The sequence below is a fragment of the Candidatus Melainabacteria bacterium genome (assembly GCA_003963305.1).
Classification (GTDB): Bacteria; Cyanobacteriota; Vampirovibrionia; order Obscuribacterales; family Obscuribacteraceae; genus PALSA-1081.
In genome coordinates this window covers 26,064-44,455 of the sequence record RXJR01000038.1, presented here as the reverse complement: position 1 = coordinate 44,455, position 18,392 = coordinate 26,064, and the positions used below count along the sequence as shown (strand labels likewise).

Here is an 18,392-nt window from a genome sequence, read left to right as displayed (position 1 = left end):
TTTGGATCAGACAGCCGCTACAGTATTTTTTGCAGCACGTTTGACAAACAATTGCGCCAGGACATCAGCTGCCTTTTCGCATTCTTCCAGGGTATTGAAGCAACCTGCTGTGATGCGCGCCGAGCCCATTACTTCTTCTCTGGGGAAACCAATGCAGCTGAGGACGTGCGATGGATCAACTCCACTTGAAGAACATGCTGAAACGCTTGATATGCAGATGCCCTTGAAGTCGGCATCGTTCACCAGTTGTTCGCCGACTGTGCCGTGCACGATGACGCTGACGTGTCCGGGAATTCGCTTATCTAAATTTTTTGCGCCCGTCAATTTGACACACTCTTCGCGGGTCAATCGAGCAATCATGACTTCTTGAATGGCACGTAGTTTTTTTGAATTCTCTTCCAGATTTTGGGCGGCCAGCTCGGCCGCTTTCCCGATGCCGACAATGCTGGCCAGATTTTCTGTGCCGGGGAAAACTCCTTTCTCCTGACCACCGCCAAAAATAATTGGCAGAATCGGTGCATCTTTTCGAATGTAGAGAATGCCTATTCCTTTAGGGGCGTGGAATTTGTGACCCGACAAACTCATGGTTTGAACGGGCAACTTTGTCACGTCTAGTTTGATCTTTCCTGCCGCTTGCACTGCGTCAGTGTGATAAAAGATATTCCGTTCTTGAGCAATTCTCGCGATTTCCTCGATTGGTTGCACCGTGCCGACTTCGTTGTTGGCGTACATGAGCGAGATCATGCTGGTTTCGTCTGAGAGAGAGGCGCGCAGTTCATCGAGATCAACGAAGCCTTCTTTGTCTACGTGCAGGTAAGTGACCTTCCAGCCGCGTGCTGCCAGATGCTTGGAGGGACCAAGTCCTGATGAGTGTTCGATGCATGACGTAATCAAGTGCCGACCCAGCTTGTTCTCTTCGACAAATCTGGCTCGACCGAGCAGGGCGACATTGTTGCTGTATGTGCCGGCCGGTGTGAAGTGAATCTCGGCCGGTTGGGCGCCTATCAAGTCGGCTATTTGTTGCCTTGCTGCTTCAATGGCTGCTCTGGCCTGTCGACCGAGTCGATGAATGGAGGAAGGGTTGCCCCATTTGTCGGTCAGGTAAGGCTGCATCGCCTCAAGCACTTCATCTCTGACACGTGTGGTCGCACTATTGTCCAGGTAGACACTCATTGACAAACGTCCTCTTTGATAGACGGAACCTGTCACCAGCAGGCATTTCCCGATGATGGTAGCATGCAACTTCATCAAACGACACATAATCGCTCTTTCATGCAGAGCGGCGTAAGGCGCTAAAGCATACTGCCATGACAGATTCAGCGAACGCTGAACGCATTTGCTTGCTTGCTGCACCGGTAACTCCGGCGCGATCTAAAATAGGAGTGTAGGCGAGGCATCTGATTACCAAATGGCGCTAACTGAACAGCAGTCGGCTTTATTGCTCAACCAGTATGAAGGAGCTGAGGCGCTCTTTCTGGAGTTGCTGCCGCTTGGTGCAGATTTGAGCGAGGATGGCATTCTTTCTTATTACTGCGCGCGCATAGGTGAATTGACCAACGCCTCGAATATCGACCAGTCCGTTGCCGCTGCTTTAGAGGAGCAGTTCAAAATCAAGGCCTGGCAAATTATCGAGCTGGTCAAGCGGGCTCGGGAGACGGGCGACCTGAGCGACCTTATTCACCTTTTGCGCATTGCTGCTTCCATTCCCGGTCAGGAATCTGCACTTTCACCTGAGTTGGGGCGTGCCTGTCGAGCGCTTCTAACGACAGGCGAAGTGCCGCCTGAAGACATTCAATTGCTCTTCGAACCGCTCACAGAAACCGAAGCGCGAGTGCTTATTGGTGCATCGATTTTTTCTTTTCAGCAAAACGAGCTTCTGCCCATTCAACTACAGCGAATTCTCTGGCATATCAAGTCTCAAAACTATCTTGCCGCTGATGATCCTTTCGTTCTAGCCGGTGATCTGGCTATCGAAGCGATGAGCTTATGATTTTGCTTCTGGTTTCGCCGGTGGTGCCAGCATCAAACTCGTTTTAGGGCGGTTGGCCTCTGGCTGTTTTATGACGTCCTCTGCCACAGCGAGGGCAATCCAGCTCAAAGGCGTGCGACTGGCGAATTGGCGCAAGTCCGTGTTGTCTTGCGTCCACATACCGTCAGCGCCTTTGCCGGTTCTGTAGACTGAAATGTATCTGCCGCCGATGTGGATGGTGTACATGATCGCGCTTGTTTCGAACGTCGACCACTTCGCAATGTTCAGCTTCTCTAGTATGGCCGAGCCCGGGTCGTCGGAGCGCTCAGGTGTTGGCACAAGCGGGTTGCCGTGCACCAGTCGCAGATAGAGCTCGTTGCGCCACTGTTCGATGTCGTGAATTTCGAACACGTCGATTGGTTCCATGTCGACGTAAAAACCAGCTTCCGTCTCAGCAACGGTAGGCAAAATCAAGCGTTCGTGGCGAACGTAGAGACGAATCAGACTCATGATTTCTGCGTGCGCTCGTCGTCATCCTTCTCTTTGTGGAGCGGTTTCATGGTAGGAAACGCAATCACGTCTCTAATCGATGCGGAGTCAGTAAGCAGCATGACGAGCCTGTCTATACCGATTCCGATTCCCATCGTGGGCGGCATTCCATATTCCATGGCGGTAATGAAATCGAGGTCGAGCGGCATCGCTTCCTCATTGCCGGCGGCTTTTTTAAGAGCTTGAAGTTCCAGGCGCGAGCGCTGATCTTCGGGATCTGTCAGCTCACTGTATCCGTTTGCCAGTTCTCGTCCGAAGACGAATACTTCGAATCGTTCTACCTCGTCACGGTTGCGGCGATGCGCTTTTGTCAGAGGTGAGATTTCGACCGGGTAGTCGATCAAGAATGTCGGTTGTATGAGCGCTGCTTCGCACTTCGCTTCGAAGATAGCGTTGATGATGGCGCCGCGAGAGTCTTCGTGCTTGAGTTCGATGCCCATTTTGATGGCGGTATCGCGCATCTCGTCATAATCTTTGATCGCTTTGACATCGAGTCCGGTGGCGTCTTTGATCGCTTGTGTCATAGAGAGACGGCGCCATTTTTGCCCGAAGTCGATAGTTGTATTTTGATATTTGATTTTTGTGGAACCGGTCAGATGCATCGCCAATCCGCGAACCATCTCCTCGGTCAGATCCATGAGTTCGTTGTAATCGCCGTAAGCCCAGTACATCTCCATCATGGTGAATTCAGGATTGTGCCGTGTGCTCAATCCTTCATTGCGGAAGATTCTGCCGATTTCGTAGACTCGCTCAAAACCGCCGATAATCAACCTTTTCAGGTGTAGCTCGGTGGCGATGCGCAAGTAGAGTTCGAGGTCCAGGGCGTTATGGTGCGTGATGAATGGACGTGCGTCCGCACCGCCTGCTTCCACCTGCAAAACAGGTGTCTCGATTTCCAGGCAACCACGCTCGTCCAGGAAATTGCGAATGTATCTGATTGCCAGCGCTCTCGTGCGGAAATTTTCACGCACCGACGGGTGCATGATCATGTCCACATAGCGCTGACGATATCGCTGCTCGACATCTTTGAAGCCGTCCCAGCTGTCAGGAAGTGGCTGAAGCGATTTTGCCAGCACTTCGTATTTAGTCACTTTGACTGAGATTTCGCCCTGTTTTGTGCGGCGAATAGTGCCGGTGGCGCCGATGAAATCTCCTTTGTCAAGGAGGCGCAGGCGCTTCAACTCAGCTTCAGGAAGATTTTGTTTGTGGCAAAAGAGCTGAATTTTCCCGGATTCATCAAAAACGTCGACAAACATCCAGGTATTGCGTTCATTCATGATGCGACCGCAAACGCTGACAACATCTTCTGTTTCGGTATCGTTAGGCAGGTCTTTGTATTTTTCCTGCAGCTCCTGGTTGCGGTGTGTGCGCGAATACTTGTATGGGTATGGATTGACGCCTTGCTCGCGAAGTTCTCGCAGCTTTCTGAGCCTTTCTGCACGCAATCGTGAATCGCCGTCAAATTCCATAATGACTTACACAAACCTCCTGGAGCGCACACCGCTGTGCCCCATCTATATTACGTGATGAAAGTGGCGCCTCCAAGCAATCAGGGCTCTCTTGTGACAATCTGGCACGACTTGAATGAGAGCCTCATGACAGGCTTAGAAGCATCTTATGCACTGGCGCAATCGCCCATCTTTTGACAAGCAAATTTTGGCTGAAACCCGCTTCACAAGCTGATCAGCTCTGCGTGTTATAATTTACCTTGGTTGGGTTTTGTCGCCTGAGCTTGATTGAAAGCCAGTAAAATTCAGCCTTTCCGATTGACCGTAGGATGTGTCGTATATCCATCGGTTATCCGTTTGTCGCAACCTGAGGAGCATCATTAGTGAGCAGCCAACCACCTTCCACACCGGGCGGAGGAGCCGGCGGCGAGCGTATCGTCACCATCGAAGTGAGAGATGAAATGCGCCGGTCGTTCATCGACTACGCAATGTCAGTCATCATTAGCCGCGCCATTCCAGACGTTCGTGACGGTTTGAAGCCGGTGCATCGCCGCATCATCTACGGTATGTACGAGCTCAACCTGAATCCTGGTGCTAAATACAGAAAGTCTGCCAAGGTGGTCGGTGAAGTCATGGGTAACTTCCACCCGCATGGCGACTCCGCTATTTACGAAGCTCTGGTGCGTCTTGCTCAACCGAGTGCCAGCCGCTATGTGCTCGTGGACGGGCATGGAAACTTCGGTGACCTTGATAATCCACCGGCTGCCATGCGTTATACGGAATGCCGATTGGCGCCGATGGCAGAAGAAATGCTGCGCGATATCGAGAGCGAAACTGTCGACATGCGCGGCAATTTCGACGAAAGCCGTATGGAGCCAAGTGTTCTGCCGGCGCGCATTCCAGCTCTTTTGCTCAATGGTTCTGCCGGAATCGCAGTTGGAATGGCCACTAACATTCCTCCGCACAACTTGACTGAAATCATTGATGGCACAATCGCCAAGATTGATAACCATGAGTTGTCATCCGTCGAATTGATGGAGTGGATCAAAGGCCCGGATTTCCCAATGGGCGGCGTAATTATGGGAACTGACGGCATTGTTGAAGCCTACACAACCGGACGCGGCTCGATACCAGTTCGAGGTGTGGCCACAATCGAGCAGATCGAAGGTCGTGGCGGTCGTCAGACGCGTATGGCAATTGTTGTCACGTCTCTTCCATATATGATCGGTCCAGAGGCTTTCACAAAGCGTGTCGCAGATCTCGTTCGAGAAGACAAGTTGGGTGGCATCTCAGACCTGACAGACGAAACCGATCGCAATGGTATTCGTGTTGTGCTCGAGTTAAAGCGCGACGCGCATCCGGAAATTGTTCTCAACAACCTCTACAAACATTCGCAGTTGCAGCAGTCGTTCCCTGTCAACACTCTTGCGCTTGTACGAAAGATGAACTCGAAGGGCGGCTATTCGTTCGAGCCAAGAACTCTTGGCCTGTCCGACATGCTGCAAGAATTCATCGATCACCGCATTGAAGTAGTTACACGCCGCACTCGTTATTTACTTGAAAAAGCCGAGCAGAGAGCCCACATCCTGGAAGGCTATCTCAAGGCGCTGGAAAATATCGATAAGGTCATCGCCACTATTCGCAAGGCAGACAGCACAGACGAAGCACGTCAGGCTCTCATCACCGCCTTCAAGTTGGATGAAGCGCAAGCGAATGCGATTCTCGAAATGCAACTGCGCCGCCTGACAGGATTAGAACGTGGCAAGACGCAGGCTGAATATGACGAGATTCTGCTCAAGATTGCCGAGTACAAGAAGATTCTTGCTGATCGTCAACTCGTGTTGAATATCATCAAAGAAGAATTGCTCGCCATTCGCGAAAAATATGGCGGCGAAAAGAAAGATCCTCGTCGCACAAAGATTGAAGGTTCTTATGAGCAGCTCTCGTCCAAAGACCTGACGCCTAACGATGCCATGGCGATTTTCATCACCAAGCAGGACTATATCAAGCGTATGCCGCTTGATACGTTCAAGAAGCAGCGTCGTAATACTCGTGGCGTAACGGGCGTGAAAACAAGAGAGGAAGATGATCTCCAGCACTTCTTCACAGCCAAGATGCACGATCGCTTGCTTGTCTTCACAACCAAGGGAACTGTCTACTCGCTTGAAGTAATGGATCTGCCTGAAGGCGGAAGAACTGCACGCGGACTGGCTCTCGTCAATCTGCTGCCGATCGGGCAAGACGAAAGTGTGACGACTGTTATTCCAGTCTCTACTTTCTCTGAAGACAGCTACTTGATCATGCTCACGCACAAGGCATTCATCAAGAAGGTGCAGATGTCTGACTTTGCCAGCATTCGCAAGAGCGGTATTATCGCCATCACGCTCAATGAAGGCGATGAGCTGGGTTGGGTTCGCCCTTCCAGTGGAAAGGCGGATGTGCTGATCGGCACAGGCGACGGTATGTGTATTCGCTACAGCGAAGAAGAGTTGCGTCCGATGGGACGTTCAGCTCGTGGTGTACGTGCCATTACTCTGCGCGAAGGCGACAAGATCGTTGGATTTGATGTCATAGAACCCGGCACAGAAGGCGAGTCTCACGTGCTTGTCGTCACCACTGACGGTTTCGGTAAGCGCGTCAAACTTGACGAGTTCCGTCAACAAGGTCGCGGCGGTATCGGTCTGATTGGTACCAAGTTCAAGAATGCTGCTTCGAGATTGGCTGCGCTGCGCGTCGTCAAAGAGAAGGATGAGGTCATGATTGCCACCATGAACGGTATCGTGGTCCGTCAATTGACAGACGACATCAGTTCGCAAGGACGCATGGCGACAGGCGTACGCATCCAGCAGCTGGGCGAAGACGACCAGGTCGTTTCTGTCACACCGCTTGTTGAGCCTGACGCAGAAAGCTTGTCGGATGATAGCGAGCCTTCGGCGGAAGCCTAGGTTCATCTGCCCGATAGCGCATCAGCTGGACCAGGGAACGGATTGGTCAGCTTGCTCTTAGCAGGTGGTCTTCATGCGCTGAAGATCGCATGATTGGGTTCGATTTTATGATGGGCTCAGACTGCTTCGCTCCAGCACTCTTCCAGTTGCTTGCCGAATTGCTTGCACTTGGAGAAGCACCAGTTCATGGACATTTGTTGTGCAAGCGCAAAATTTTCTTTTGAGCTTGGACGACCAGAAAAGACTCTGCCTAGCATTTGCTCCAGCTCGGCTTGGTGAGCCGATAGTAGAGGTGGCAGCGTTAAAACCCAGCTTCCTGTCTCGCTTTCCGAGAGGATGCTTAAATAGAATCTCTCGTCATGTTGACGGATTTTCCCGACTCTGTCTTTTACTAGTGGCATGTTAGGTTACCTCGGACCGGCATTTGTATGTTCGGAACCCGCTTTACATGCGCGTTTACCTGAACAACGTCTTATCTTGCCGTATCATAACTTTACACGATCGGCAAAGTAAAGGGCAACCTTACGAAAGAACCTGCCAAATTCGTCGATCTCAATGGGGTTTTTCCCATTTGAAATTCTGTAAAGCAGCTTCCTGTTGGCTTGTGTGGGTATTGCTGATCGCTATTTATGGTCGCCCTGATCGATATTTGTCAGCAGATCTTTTGTCTTTGTGAAGTAGTTCTTAGGTGTATGCAATCGGTTTCGGCAGGACAAACAAGCACGCGGGACGCGTGCGTTCCATGTGAGGCCCTTCCATGTGAGGGCAGCGCAGCCAATCAAGCACGCGGGACGCGTGCGTTCCATGTTGGGGCAGGACGGCAACGAAAAAGGCAACGCTGAGGGCGCTGCCTTTCCATAAGAGCTTGTTTTTAGATTAGCGCTGTGGCTCTTCTTCTCTGAGCACGTAACCTTCGCCGCGAACGGTCTGGATAAGGCGCTTCGAGTTTCCGTCTTCCAGCTTGGAGCGCAGGTACCGTATATAGACTTCGATGACGTTTGATTCGCCGATGAAGTCATAGCCCCAGACTTTGTCGAAAATAAATTCGCGTGAGAGCACCTGCTCCGGATACTGCATAAAGAGGCGCAGAAGGTCGAATTCTTTCGCTCTCAAATCGAGCTGTCGTTCGCCACGTTTGACGACACGATTGAGCTGGTCCATCCACAAGTCGGCGTAGGTCAAAATGCCTTCCTGCGGCTTGCGGCGCATTACGGCACGGATTCTAGCCAATAATTCTTCAGTCGCGAACGGTTTGGTCAAGTAATCGTCGGCACCGCCATCGAGACCAGTGACTCTGTCGCCCACGCCGTCTTTGGCCGTAAGCATGATTACCGGAACTTTCGATATCGTTCGCAGGCGTTTACAGACTTCCACGCCGTCCAGCCCTGGGAGCATAACGTCGAGCAAAACCAAATCTGGCTGGTCTTTCTTGAACAGATCCAAGCCCTGGTTGCCGTCATGAGCTACAAAGACCTGATAGCCTTCGTAACCAAGCTCTAGTTCGATTAGGCGAGCGATGTTGACATCGTCTTCGATAATCAGGATTTTCAAGCAAGCCACCTCACTTCCAATTGCCACAGTTAATATTAACCTCCGTTCAATATGGCACGTTCTAATCTTTTTGTCTAACGGTTTGATTTTGTTACATCTGCATGGAAATCGTTTATCCATCGGGCATTTCGGCTTTCGCGCCCTTTGGCAACGCCATCAAATTTGCCGCTTTGTTCTCTGAAAATACCCGAGGCGCTCTTAATCAAATCTATATCTGTTTGCCGACTGGGAAAAAATCTGGTTGCCATGAGAAAAAATGTCGTCTACGAACTATTCTTTTACTAGTCGGGGATATGACATCCTTTTCCCCATGGTTTCGGGTTGCAAATTCGTCTATCAAATAGGAGTTACCTGTTTTACCAGCGGAACCGAATAATTTGTCTTCAGAAATAGTCTCCGTCGCGCCCGCGGCCGCGGGGACAGACAGCCAGTTGCGAATTTACCCGCTTCAATCGAGAGCGATGACTCAGCTCGCGCATGGTACGTGCGTCGCTATTGCCTCCCTGCTTGCCATACCAGACGGCATTGCGCTCATTCCTCAGTCTACCGACCTGGTCAGCTGGATTCTCAAAGTAATAGGCGTCTGGTTGTCTGCTGCGGTTCTCTGGTTTGTTGGGTTTCTGGGCATTCTTCACTGTGTCGCCCTGCTTATACGAGGAGTTGAGGTCAATCAAGAAGGAGTACGGCTGTGGCGTCTGGCTCGCCCGATTCGCTGGCAGCATATCGACGCTATCGCGATGGAGCCGCAGTACCTCTTTTCGAAGGTTTTTTCGTTGACTCCGGTGGCGAAAAAATTGACCATCTTTGAGCGGAAGAGTTCATGGCGGAAAGGCGCTGGACCGCATCTGGTGCCACACCACATTCCTTCCTTTCTGTTTGCCCCGTCTGATTTCGAACGTTTGCTGGCTGACATGAGCCGAGAAAAATTCGGATTCGAGCCGTCTGCGCCCGATGTGGTCGTGGCGCCGGCATCGAGTTTTACGCAGTTGCGCTCGGTTTATAAAATGCTTGGCTGGCAGCGAGTGCTGCTTTCAATATTGATTGCATTTGGCTTGACCACGGTGCTCGGTCGCAAGGCTGTTGTTAATTATCAATATAATGCCGGCAACAAAGCGATGCGTCTGAAAGATTTTGCGGCTGCCAGAGAACGCTACCAGACGGCATCAACGGTCGATCCAACCTTCGCTGCAGCGTGGAACAATCTGGGCAATTCCGAGTTTCTTCTCGGTGATTACGCGGGTGCCGAGAAGCACTGGCAGCGCGCTCTTTTCTACAAGCCTGACTTTGTTGAAGCAAAAATTTCTCTGGCCAATATCGCAATTCGTAAAAGAGATTTCGACGTTGCCCGCGATTATATCGACAGCGCCCTCAATCTGGCGCCGTCCAACCCCGCGGCAATTGTCACTCGCGCTGATTACGCCATGCACATTGGTCGCGTTCATGATGCCGTCAGTGATGCCAGAGAAGTTGTCTCCGACGATCCCAGGCGCACCGGTGACATGCGCTTCACGGCGGCTTGCCTGCTCGCGCAGGGGCGACTGAGGCAAAAACATCCAGACGAGGCTCAGAAGATACTGGCGGAGTATGCCACCGTAGATGACCCCTCGGTACGTGATGGACGTAATGTCACTCTTCAGCTGCTGGTCACCTCCGAACTGAATCGCGCCCTCAACAAGCCGCAGGAGGCTAAGATTGCCATCGAGAGCGCTATTAGAAGGTCTCCTCACATTGAAGAGTTGCTGATTGAAAAAGCACGGGTGCAATTGGCCTTGCGTGATGACGCTGGTGCCGCCATTACGCTGGATGCAGCACAGAAGCTGAATCCGTCCGATCCCTGGGTTTATATAATGCGAACCAAATTTCTCAAGCTTGATCAGCTCAAAACAGCTCTGGATTGCCCGAACCAGGATGCCGAATCACTGGCTCAAATTGCCCGACTGTATGAGCAAAATGGTGATATGCGATCGGCTCGTGAAGCGGCTACACGCGCCACCCAAATTGAATCCAACACACCTCTGGCATTGACTATCTTGAAGCGGTTTACACGCTATGCCCAGTTCTCTCAGCGCTGAAAACCGCATGGTTGACTGCTCAGGCGCTGATCAATGTTGCAGACCGAAAAGGAAATAAATCAGGCACAGCCCAGAGAGAAGCAGGCTGCCTGAGTTTAGTTCTCGGAATCTGCCTGAACAAATTTTGATTACTGAATACAAGACTAGCCCTGCAGTGAGTCCGTTCGCGATGTTGTACGAAAATACCATCATGGCAATTGTGGCTAGTGATGGTGCAGCTTCGGTGATGTCATCCATATCTATCTGTTTGATCGAATTTATCGTCAGCAGCCCAACTGCCATTAATGCAGGCGCATAGGCATAGGTGAGCTTTTGCAGCGGTTCTATCAAAGGTATAAAGAAGATGCAGACGCCAAACAGCAGCGCCACCACCAGTGCCGCCAGACCCGTGCGCGCGCCTTCTTTGATGCCTGCAGCTGATTCTATGAAAGCTCCGCTGGTAGACGATCCAACCAGCGCGCTGAAGATGCACGAAGAGGCATCGACAATCATTGGTTTTTCGATGTCTTTGAAGTTTCCGTTTTCATCCAGCATTCCACCGATTGAGCCCACGCCAACCAGGGTGCCCAGCGTGTCGAGAAAACTCATCAGAAAGAGCGTCAGCAGAATGGGCAGGAATGACAGCTGGAAAACGCCTTTGATATCCAGCTGAAGGAAGATTGGCGCCAGATCATATGGTGGCAAGAAGGGTATAGCCATCACTGCCCGTGGTGCAGAGCCGTAGCCGAGCAGTGTCCCTATCAATGCTGTTGTACCTATGCCAATCAGCATGGCGCCTTTGATCTTGCGCTGCATCAAAGTTACTATCAGAATAAATCCAAATATCGAAAGTAAAACAGTAGGGCTGTGCAAATTACCAAGCTTCAGGGGCACGTCCGGCGCTCGCAGCATTCCTTCTGCCGTGAGCAGGGCTGCGGCTGGTAATCCCGTTGCGCCGCTTGTCACTATTCCTGTTTCGTAGAGCCCGATCAGCATCAGGAACATGCCGATTCCGGCTCCGAAGCTGTGTTTCATGCTGGTCGAAATCGAGTTTGCTAGCCATGGGCGAATTTTCAGCAATGCGAAAATTGCAAAAATTATGCCGCTGACAAATACTGCTCCGAGGCGCAGCTGCCAACTGATTCCCAGTGCGCCCAGACCGAAGGCAATGAAGGCATTCTCTCCCATATATGGTGCTACGGCCAGAGGGCGATTGGCGTAGAAAGCCATGGCCAGGCAACCGAATACGGCAGTCAAAATAGTGGCGACTGTGCTTGGTCCTTGAGGAATATGCGCAAAACTAAGAATCGCCGGGTTGACGACGATTATGTATGCCATCGTCAAAAATGTTGTCGCACCGCCGAGCAATTCGGTTTTGACAGTTGATCCGCGTTCTTGAATTTTGAAAAAACTGTCGAGACTCATCGGCTTACATCGCCGCAAAAACGACGGGTATCTCAGTTTGCGCTGCAGTCAAAGCCGCTCTCAAGTTAGCTGAGCTCCCGCCGTGACAGATAAGCATTAGAGCAGATCGTGACTGTCTGCCCATTTGATTTCAGCAAGAATGGCGTCGTCTAGTGAAGTCTTGGGTTGAAAGCCTGTGGCGTTGACCAGTTTATTGATAGATGTTGTGGTGGTGGTCGTCAGTTTGTTGACCTGATCCATAGTGATGGGCGATTTGTCTTGCATGAAAAGCTCAGCGGCTTTAACGCCGATTCGAAAAACGCCTTCAGGCACTGAACTGATTTTCTTGACGCTGGGGTGACCGGCTGCGGCCATCACACGCGCAATTGTGTCGGCAAGAGTCTTTACCGGCACAGGCTCAGGATTGGCAACGTTGAAGATGTGCACGCCGTCGGGCAAATTGTTTATGCACAGGCTTATCGCGCGAGCCAGATCTTTGGAATAGATCATGCTCTTTGCCGTGTCGGCGCTGCCGATGTGTTTGTACTTGTTTTGTTTGATGTTTCGCATCAAGCTCAACAAGTTGCCGCGGTCGCCTTCGCCGAATACCAGAGAAGGACGCAAGATAACGACTTTGGGAATGCCTTTGAATTGTTGCAGCCAGTTTTCTGAAGTCATCTTTGACACTGCATATGGTGTTACGGCTTTGAGCGGTCCCGCTTCGGCAATACGGTCGAAGGGTCCCGGTCCATAGATGGCCGATGAACTCAAGAAGATCAGCGTTTTGACATTGTTCTGGGCCGCCGCTTCAGCGAGCAGCTGAGTTGCCCGCACATTGATAACTTCGTACTCTTGATATGGTGCGTCCGGCTGATGCACGAGCCCGGCTGCATGCACGATGATGTCGCAGCCCTTTGTCATCAGGCGCATTTCACGGTCGCCGACTCTCGTAAAGTCGGCTTCTTCGAGCTGCACACGGGTAAAGTCGATGATTGAGCCCACGTCGTTGCGGGCGTTCATGGCACTGCGCACCTGCACCTTTATGTCATGTGCGTTTTCTGCCAGCAGTCGCTCTGTGACCGCTCTTCCTATTAGTCCGGAAGCACCGGTGACTAGTACCCTCTTTCGAACGCCATTTGGGACCATGTGTTAGCTGCCTGACCTTGCTGATAGGTTTCCGTTACGCAAAAGCCCGCGTCCTAAATTGATCAGGATGAAGAGCGCGGCTCTCGACCAAATTGCAGCATACACCAGTGAGTTGAATGGGGCCCAGTACCTTTGCGCTAAGTGTTTTTTGTAGAAGACGTGCATCCCTTTATGCAGGTTTATCGTCGCTCCTACTGGTCTTAACCGGCTTGATGCTCCATGTGCGTGATAGATGACTGATTCGGGGACATACCATACTTTCCACTTGGCTTGTTTGATGCGCCAGCACCAATCAATATCTTCGCCATACATGAATATGTCTTCATCGAGTAGACCGACTTCGTCGATCGCTTGACGTCGCACCATCATGGCCGCCCCGGCAAGAGCATCTACTTCCAGCTGCTGCCCTGGATCCGCAGAGGAAAAATTATATTGTGAAAACGTCGGATTATTCGGAAAAATTCGACTTAAGTAAGTGATTCTGTAAAAAGCGGCTGTGGGCGATGGGAAAGCTCTTCTGCAAGCTAGTTGCAATGAGCCGTCCGGATTGAGCACTTTGGGACCGGCGGCGCCGCAGTCAGGGTTAGCGTCCATAAAATCGGCCAGCCTGGAGATTGCTCTGTCCGGCACTTCAGTGTCGGGGTTGAGCAAAAACACGTACTGCCCCTTTGCTTTTGGAATCGCTTGATTACAAGCTTTGGAAAAACCCAGGTTGTCGCTGTTGGCGATCAGGTTGACATAAGGAAAGTCCTTTTGCAGCATGTCAACTGATTCATCGCCTGAGTTGTTGTCGATGACAAATATCTCGAATCGGTCGCAAGCCGGATCATCGTTGATCGTGGCAAGACACTTAGCGAGGAGCTTGGGCGTCTTCCAATTGACGATGACTATCGAAACGCGCGGAGTTGGCATGCGGTAAATTGAAACATATTCAAGAGCCAGACTTATTCTCGTCTTCTCACAAATGGCTCAGCTGATCATGAGAGAAGCGGAATTCGAGGGCTGCGGGCAGCTTTCAGACTGCAATCAGCTCTTTACAAAGTCGCGACCGGTCTGAATTTGCCGAATGCCTTACGCAGAGTGTTGCTGATTTCGCCCACAGTAGCGTAGCAATCCACTGCTGCGCAGATGTGTGGAATCAGGTTACCTGTGCCTTGAGCCACTTCCGCCAATTTCCCAAGCGAGTGATCCACCTTTTCTTGATCACGCTCTGCTTTGACTCGCTTCAGATCGGCAACTTGTTCTGTTTCCAATTTTGGATCGACTCGATGTATTTCGATCTTTTCGGACTCTTTGTCGATAAATCTATTCACTCCGACGATGATGCGTCGTTTATCTTCGACGCTGCAATGATATTGATAGGCAGACTCCTGGATTTCCTTCTGAATGTATCCCTGTTCTACGGCGCTTATGGCACCGCCCAGCTCCTCAATCTTTTCCAGATAAAGCTCGACATCTTTCTCGATTTTGTCCGTCAGCTGCTCCACGAAATAAGAGCCGCCAAACGGGTCGACGACGTTTCCGACACCAGTTTCGCTGGCGATGATTTGCTGCGTGCGCAATGCCGTCAATGCGGCGGCCTCGCTGGGCAGCGACAGAGCTTCGTCTTTTGAGTTTGTGTGCAACGATTGTGCGCCGCCCAATACGGCTGCCATTGCTTCTACAGTGGTTCGCACGATGTTATTGTCGGGTTGCTGTTGCGTCAGGCTTGACCCCGCTGTTTGCACGTGGAAGCGCAGCATCAGTGACTTAGGATTCTTGGCATGGAACTGATCCTTCATTATGCGCGCCCAGAGTCTGCGAGCGGCTCGGAATTTTGCCACTTCTTCAAACAGGTCCATTTGCGCGACGAAGAAAAAGCTCAATTGAGGCGCGAATGAGTCGATATCGAGACCGCGTGAGATAGCGGCTCTGACATATTGGATGGCGTTTGCGAAGGTGAAAGCCAGCTCTTGAACGGCTGTGGCTCCCGCTTCGCGGATGTGATAGCCGCTGATGGAAATCGTATTCCAGCGAGGCATCTCGCTTGAGCAGTATTCGAATATGTCGGTGATCAGCCGCATCGAGCCTGCCGGCGGAAAAATGTATGTATTGCGGGCCTCATACTCTTTTAAAATGTCGTTCTGAATCGTGCCCTGCAACAGCTTGGCATCGACTCCCTGCTTGATGCCAACGGCGCGATACATCGCCAGTAAGATTGCGCTTGTGGCGTTGATCGTCATGGACGTAGAGACTTTGCTCAGGTCAATGCCGTCAAACAGCGTTTCCATGTCTTTCAGACTATCGATGGCCACTCCGGTTCTGCCTACTTCGCCCAGAGCCATTGGGTCATCGCTGTCATAACCCATCTGAGTAGGCAGGTCGAATGCTGTCGACAAGCCGGTTTGCCCGTTTTGAAGAAGATAACGGAAGCGCTTGTTCGTCTCGCGTGCGTTGCCGAAACCGGCATATTGACGCATTGTCCAGTAGCGAGAGCGATACATATCGGCGTAAATGCCGCGCGTGTAAGGATATTCGCCGGGATTGCCCAGCTTTGTCTGACCATCAAAGCCGGATAGATCTTCGGGCTTCCATAAATACTTGTCTTCTGTCATTTAGGTAGAACCTTTTTTGATAGTTAATGCGCACAAATGAAGGGCGATCGGATAGATGTTACACGCACTTCCGCCGTATAATTGCATCTGCTTTGCTCCTATATTGTAATGGAGGTCCGCTTCTGGTGAAGTATTACAACACCATTCTCGAAACCGTCGGCTCTACACCTCTTGTGAAGTTGAATAAAATCACCGCAGGTCTGAAGCCTTTGATTCTGGCCAAGGTAGAAGTATTCAACCCGGGTGGTTCTGTAAAAGACAGGCCATCTATCAGGATGGTCGAGGAAGCCGAGAAACACGGTTTGCTCAAACCGGGCGGCACCATCATCGAACCGACATCAGGGAACACAGGCACTGGACTGGCACAGATTGCTGCTGTGAAAGGTTATCGATGCATTCTTGTCGTTCCAGACAAAGTGGCGCAAGAGAAAATCAACTTATTGCGCGCTTATGGCGCAGAGGTTGTTGTTGTACCGACCAGCGTTTCAGCCAGCTCGCACGAGAGCTACTACTCGGTCGCCAATAAGCTGACTGCTGAAATCCCCGGGGCGTTTCAACCAAATCAATTCGCCAATCCCAATAATCCGATGGCCCACTATCTCTCTACCGGTCCTGAGATCTGGGAGCAAACGGATGGAAAGATCACTCATTTCGTCGCTTCTATGGGTACGGGCGGCACCATATCTGGTACTGCTCGCTACCTGAGAGAAAAGAATCCGAATATTCGCATTATCGGTGTTGACCCGGAAGGCTCGATTTATTCGGGCGATCTGGCCGGCTCGTATAAAGTAGAAGGCATCGGCGAAGACTTTATTCCACGTAATGCGGAGCTTAAGATTATCGACGAATTCGTTCGAGTTAGCGACAAAGACTCGTTCACTATGGGTCGCAGACTAGCTCGCGAAGAAGGCATTCTTGCCGGTGGCTCATGTGGAACCGCCGTTTTTGCTGCTTTGAAAATTTCTCAAGATTTGACAGAGAAAGATGTTGTCGTCGTGCTTTTGCCCGATGGCGGACGCGGTTACCTGAGCAAAATGTATTCAGACGAGTGGATGCGCGAAAATGGCTTCTTGCCTGCGCCTGAGTACAGCTATCTGGCATCAGACTTGCTTGAACGAAAGAAAGGGCGCGGCAAGATCTCCCCGCTTATCGTCGTTCATCCTGAAGATACGATTCAGCAGACTATCAATGCCATGGAGCAACATGGTATCGACCAGCTGCCGGTCGTTACTGAAGATGGTCGCAACGTCGGACATATCAACGATGTCATCGCCATGCAGGTTGTCTACGAACGAAAAGACCCGGCTAAAACAACAGTCGGATCTGTAATGGGACGACCCTTCCCTCAATTTGATGTTAACTCCGAAATCGATCAGATCTATAAGTCATTTAGATTGGGCAATGCTATGGTGGTGATCACCAAAGATAACAAAGCCAAAGGCGTGCTGACTAAGTTCGACATCATGTCTCACTTACGTGAAAAGATTGGGTCGGGCGACAATCTGGCAACAAAAGAAGAGAGAAAACATAAGGCTGAAAAAGCCCATTTAGGAGCATAAAATGAAGTTCTCAACGAAGGCGATTCACGTTGGTCAAGCACCGGACCCAAGTACTGGAGCGATCATCACGCCCATTTTTCAGACCTCCACATATGTGCAGGATGAGTTGGGCAAGCATAAGGGTTTTGAGTATGCACGCACTCAAAATCCTACGCGCAGTTCGCTGGAAGAGTGTCTCGCCTCGTTGGAAGACGGAAAGCACGGTCTCTGTTTCGGCTCAGGATTGGCTGCCACAGCTACCGTCATGACACTGCTATCCGCAGGCGACCATGTCGTGGTCTGCGACGATGTCTATGGCGGCACCTATCGTTTGTTCGACAAAGTCTTCAGACGTTATGGGTTGAGTTTCGACTTCGTCGACGGACGTGACGTCAAGAATGTAGAAGCCGCCGTGAAGCCGAACACTAAGATGTTGTGGCTGGAAACTCCTACGAATCCAATGCTGCAGTTGATCGATATCCAGGCTCTGGTGAAAGCTATTAGAGCCACCAAAAACGGTGCGGATATCATCGCCGTGGTTGATAACACTTTTGCCAGTCCATATCTGCAAAACCCGCTCAGTCTGGGCGCTGATATCGTCGTGCACAGTACTACGAAGTATCTGGGTGGGCACAGTGATGTGGTGGGTGGATGCGCGATCACGAATAATGATAAGTATCATGAGACGCTGCGATTTCATCAAAATGCAGTCGGCGCTACTCCTGGTCCTTTTGATTGCTGGCTCGTCTTGCGTGGCTTGAAGACGCTTGCAGTACGCATGAAAGCACATGAAAGCAATGCCATGGCGATTGCCAAATTCCTCGAGAAACACCCGGCTATCGAAAAGGTCATTTATCCAGGGCTGACTTCGCATCCTCAACACGAACTTGCTAAAAAGCAGATGCGTGGTTTTGGCGGCATGGTGTCAGTCGTCGTTAAAGGCGGCTTGCAAAATGCCAAAACATTCCTCGATGGAACGAAGCTCTTTTCGCTGGCTGAGAGTCTGGGCGGTGTGGAAAGTTTGATCGGTCATCCAGCTACCATGACTCACGCTTCAATTCCTAAAGATGTGCGGGAGGCCCGCGGCATCGTTGATGGATTGGTTCGTTTGTCAGTGGGCATCGAAGATCAAGATGACTTGATTAAGGACATCGAGACCGCTCTGTCAAAAGTGCAAGTGCTTTCGAAGGTCTAATC

Annotated in this window: 14 protein-coding genes; 5 read left to right on the top strand and 9 right to left on the bottom strand. The window is 51.1% G+C overall.

Features of this window, described 5'->3' with window-relative positions:
* Positions 1 to 6: 6 nt before the first annotated feature.
* A complete protein-coding gene (locus tag EKK48_30895) occupies positions 7 to 1,353 on the bottom strand; it encodes a cysteine desulfurase (GenBank protein ID RTL34726.1) in 1,347 nt (448 codons plus the stop codon).
* A gap of 55 nt (positions 1,354 to 1,408) precedes the next feature.
* On the opposite strand from EKK48_30895, the gene EKK48_30890 reads away from it, so the two are divergent.
* Positions 1,409 to 1,990, top strand: coding sequence for a hypothetical protein (locus EKK48_30890; GenBank protein RTL34725.1), 582 nt, complete (start codon positions 1,409 to 1,411; stop codon positions 1,988 to 1,990).
* Here EKK48_30890 and EKK48_30885 read toward each other — a convergent pair.
* Together EKK48_30885 and lysS are read right to left on the bottom strand one after the other, a co-directional pair.
* The gene (locus EKK48_30885) at positions 1,985 to 2,479 is read right to left on the bottom strand and encodes a hypothetical protein (protein ID RTL34724.1); all 495 of its coding nucleotides are present in this window, start codon (positions 2,477 to 2,479) and stop codon (positions 1,985 to 1,987) included. The genes EKK48_30890 and EKK48_30885 overlap by 6 nt on opposite strands.
* Positions 2,476 to 3,987 carry a lysine--tRNA ligase gene (gene lysS, locus EKK48_30880; GenBank protein ID RTL34723.1) on the bottom strand — a complete coding sequence of 504 codons (1,512 nt, stop codon included), beginning with the start codon at positions 3,985 to 3,987 and terminating at the stop codon, positions 2,476 to 2,478. Before lysS ends, EKK48_30885 begins: the two co-directional genes overlap by 4 nt.
* A gap of 440 nt (positions 3,988 to 4,427) precedes the next feature.
* Between lysS and gyrA the strand changes: the two genes are divergently transcribed.
* Positions 4,428 to 6,911 (top strand): DNA gyrase subunit A, encoded by a 2,484-nt coding sequence (gene gyrA, locus EKK48_30875; protein RTL34750.1) that lies wholly within the window; start codon positions 4,428 to 4,430, stop codon positions 6,909 to 6,911.
* A gap of 116 nt (positions 6,912 to 7,027) precedes the next feature.
* Here the strand turns inward: gyrA and EKK48_30870 are convergent, their stop codons facing one another.
* Together EKK48_30870 and EKK48_30865 are read right to left on the bottom strand one after the other, a co-directional pair.
* Positions 7,028 to 7,312 carry a hypothetical protein gene (locus EKK48_30870; protein RTL34722.1) on the bottom strand — a complete coding sequence of 95 codons (285 nt, stop codon included), beginning with the start codon at positions 7,310 to 7,312 and terminating at the stop codon, positions 7,028 to 7,030.
* A 475-nt stretch (positions 7,313 to 7,787) separates the two neighbouring features.
* Positions 7,788 to 8,582, bottom strand: coding sequence for a response regulator transcription factor (locus EKK48_30865; protein ID RTL34721.1), 795 nt, complete (start codon positions 8,580 to 8,582; stop codon positions 7,788 to 7,790).
* A gap of 341 nt (positions 8,583 to 8,923) precedes the next feature.
* On the opposite strand from EKK48_30865, the gene EKK48_30860 reads away from it, so the two are divergent.
* Positions 8,924 to 10,534: a tetratricopeptide repeat protein gene (locus EKK48_30860; GenBank protein RTL34720.1), complete on the top strand. Its 1,611-nt coding sequence runs from the start codon at positions 8,924 to 8,926 to the stop codon at positions 10,532 to 10,534.
* 30 nt (positions 10,535 to 10,564) lie between these two features.
* Here EKK48_30860 and EKK48_30855 read toward each other — a convergent pair whose 3' ends face one another.
* From EKK48_30855 to EKK48_30840, 4 genes are all read right to left on the bottom strand, one after another.
* Complete coding sequence (locus EKK48_30855) at positions 10,565 to 11,938, bottom strand: NCS2 family permease (protein RTL34719.1); 1,374 nt, start codon at positions 11,936 to 11,938, stop codon at positions 10,565 to 10,567.
* A gap of 96 nt (positions 11,939 to 12,034) precedes the next feature.
* Entirely contained in the window at positions 12,035 to 13,063 is a 1,029-nt protein-coding gene (locus EKK48_30850; GenBank protein ID RTL34718.1) for an NAD(P)-dependent oxidoreductase, read from the bottom strand.
* A 3-nt stretch (positions 13,064 to 13,066) separates the two neighbouring features.
* Positions 13,067 to 13,975, bottom strand: a complete 909-nt coding sequence (locus EKK48_30845; GenBank protein RTL34717.1) for a glycosyltransferase family 2 protein — start codon at positions 13,973 to 13,975, stop codon at positions 13,067 to 13,069.
* Between the two features lie 122 nt (positions 13,976 to 14,097).
* Entirely contained in the window at positions 14,098 to 15,657 is a 1,560-nt protein-coding gene (locus tag EKK48_30840; GenBank protein ID RTL34716.1) for a methylmalonyl-CoA mutase, read from the bottom strand.
* 26 nt (positions 15,658 to 15,683) lie between these two features.
* On the opposite strand from EKK48_30840, the gene EKK48_30835 reads away from it, so the two are divergent.
* Positions 15,684 to 17,216 carry a cystathionine beta-synthase gene (locus EKK48_30835; GenBank protein ID RTL34715.1) on the top strand — a complete coding sequence of 511 codons (1,533 nt, stop codon included), beginning with the start codon at positions 15,684 to 15,686 and terminating at the stop codon, positions 17,214 to 17,216.
* 1 nt (position 17,217) lies between these two features.
* Complete coding sequence (locus tag EKK48_30830) at positions 17,218 to 18,390, top strand: cystathionine gamma-synthase (protein RTL34714.1); 1,173 nt, start codon at positions 17,218 to 17,220, stop codon at positions 18,388 to 18,390.
* The last annotated feature ends 2 nt before the right edge of the window (positions 18,391 to 18,392 follow it).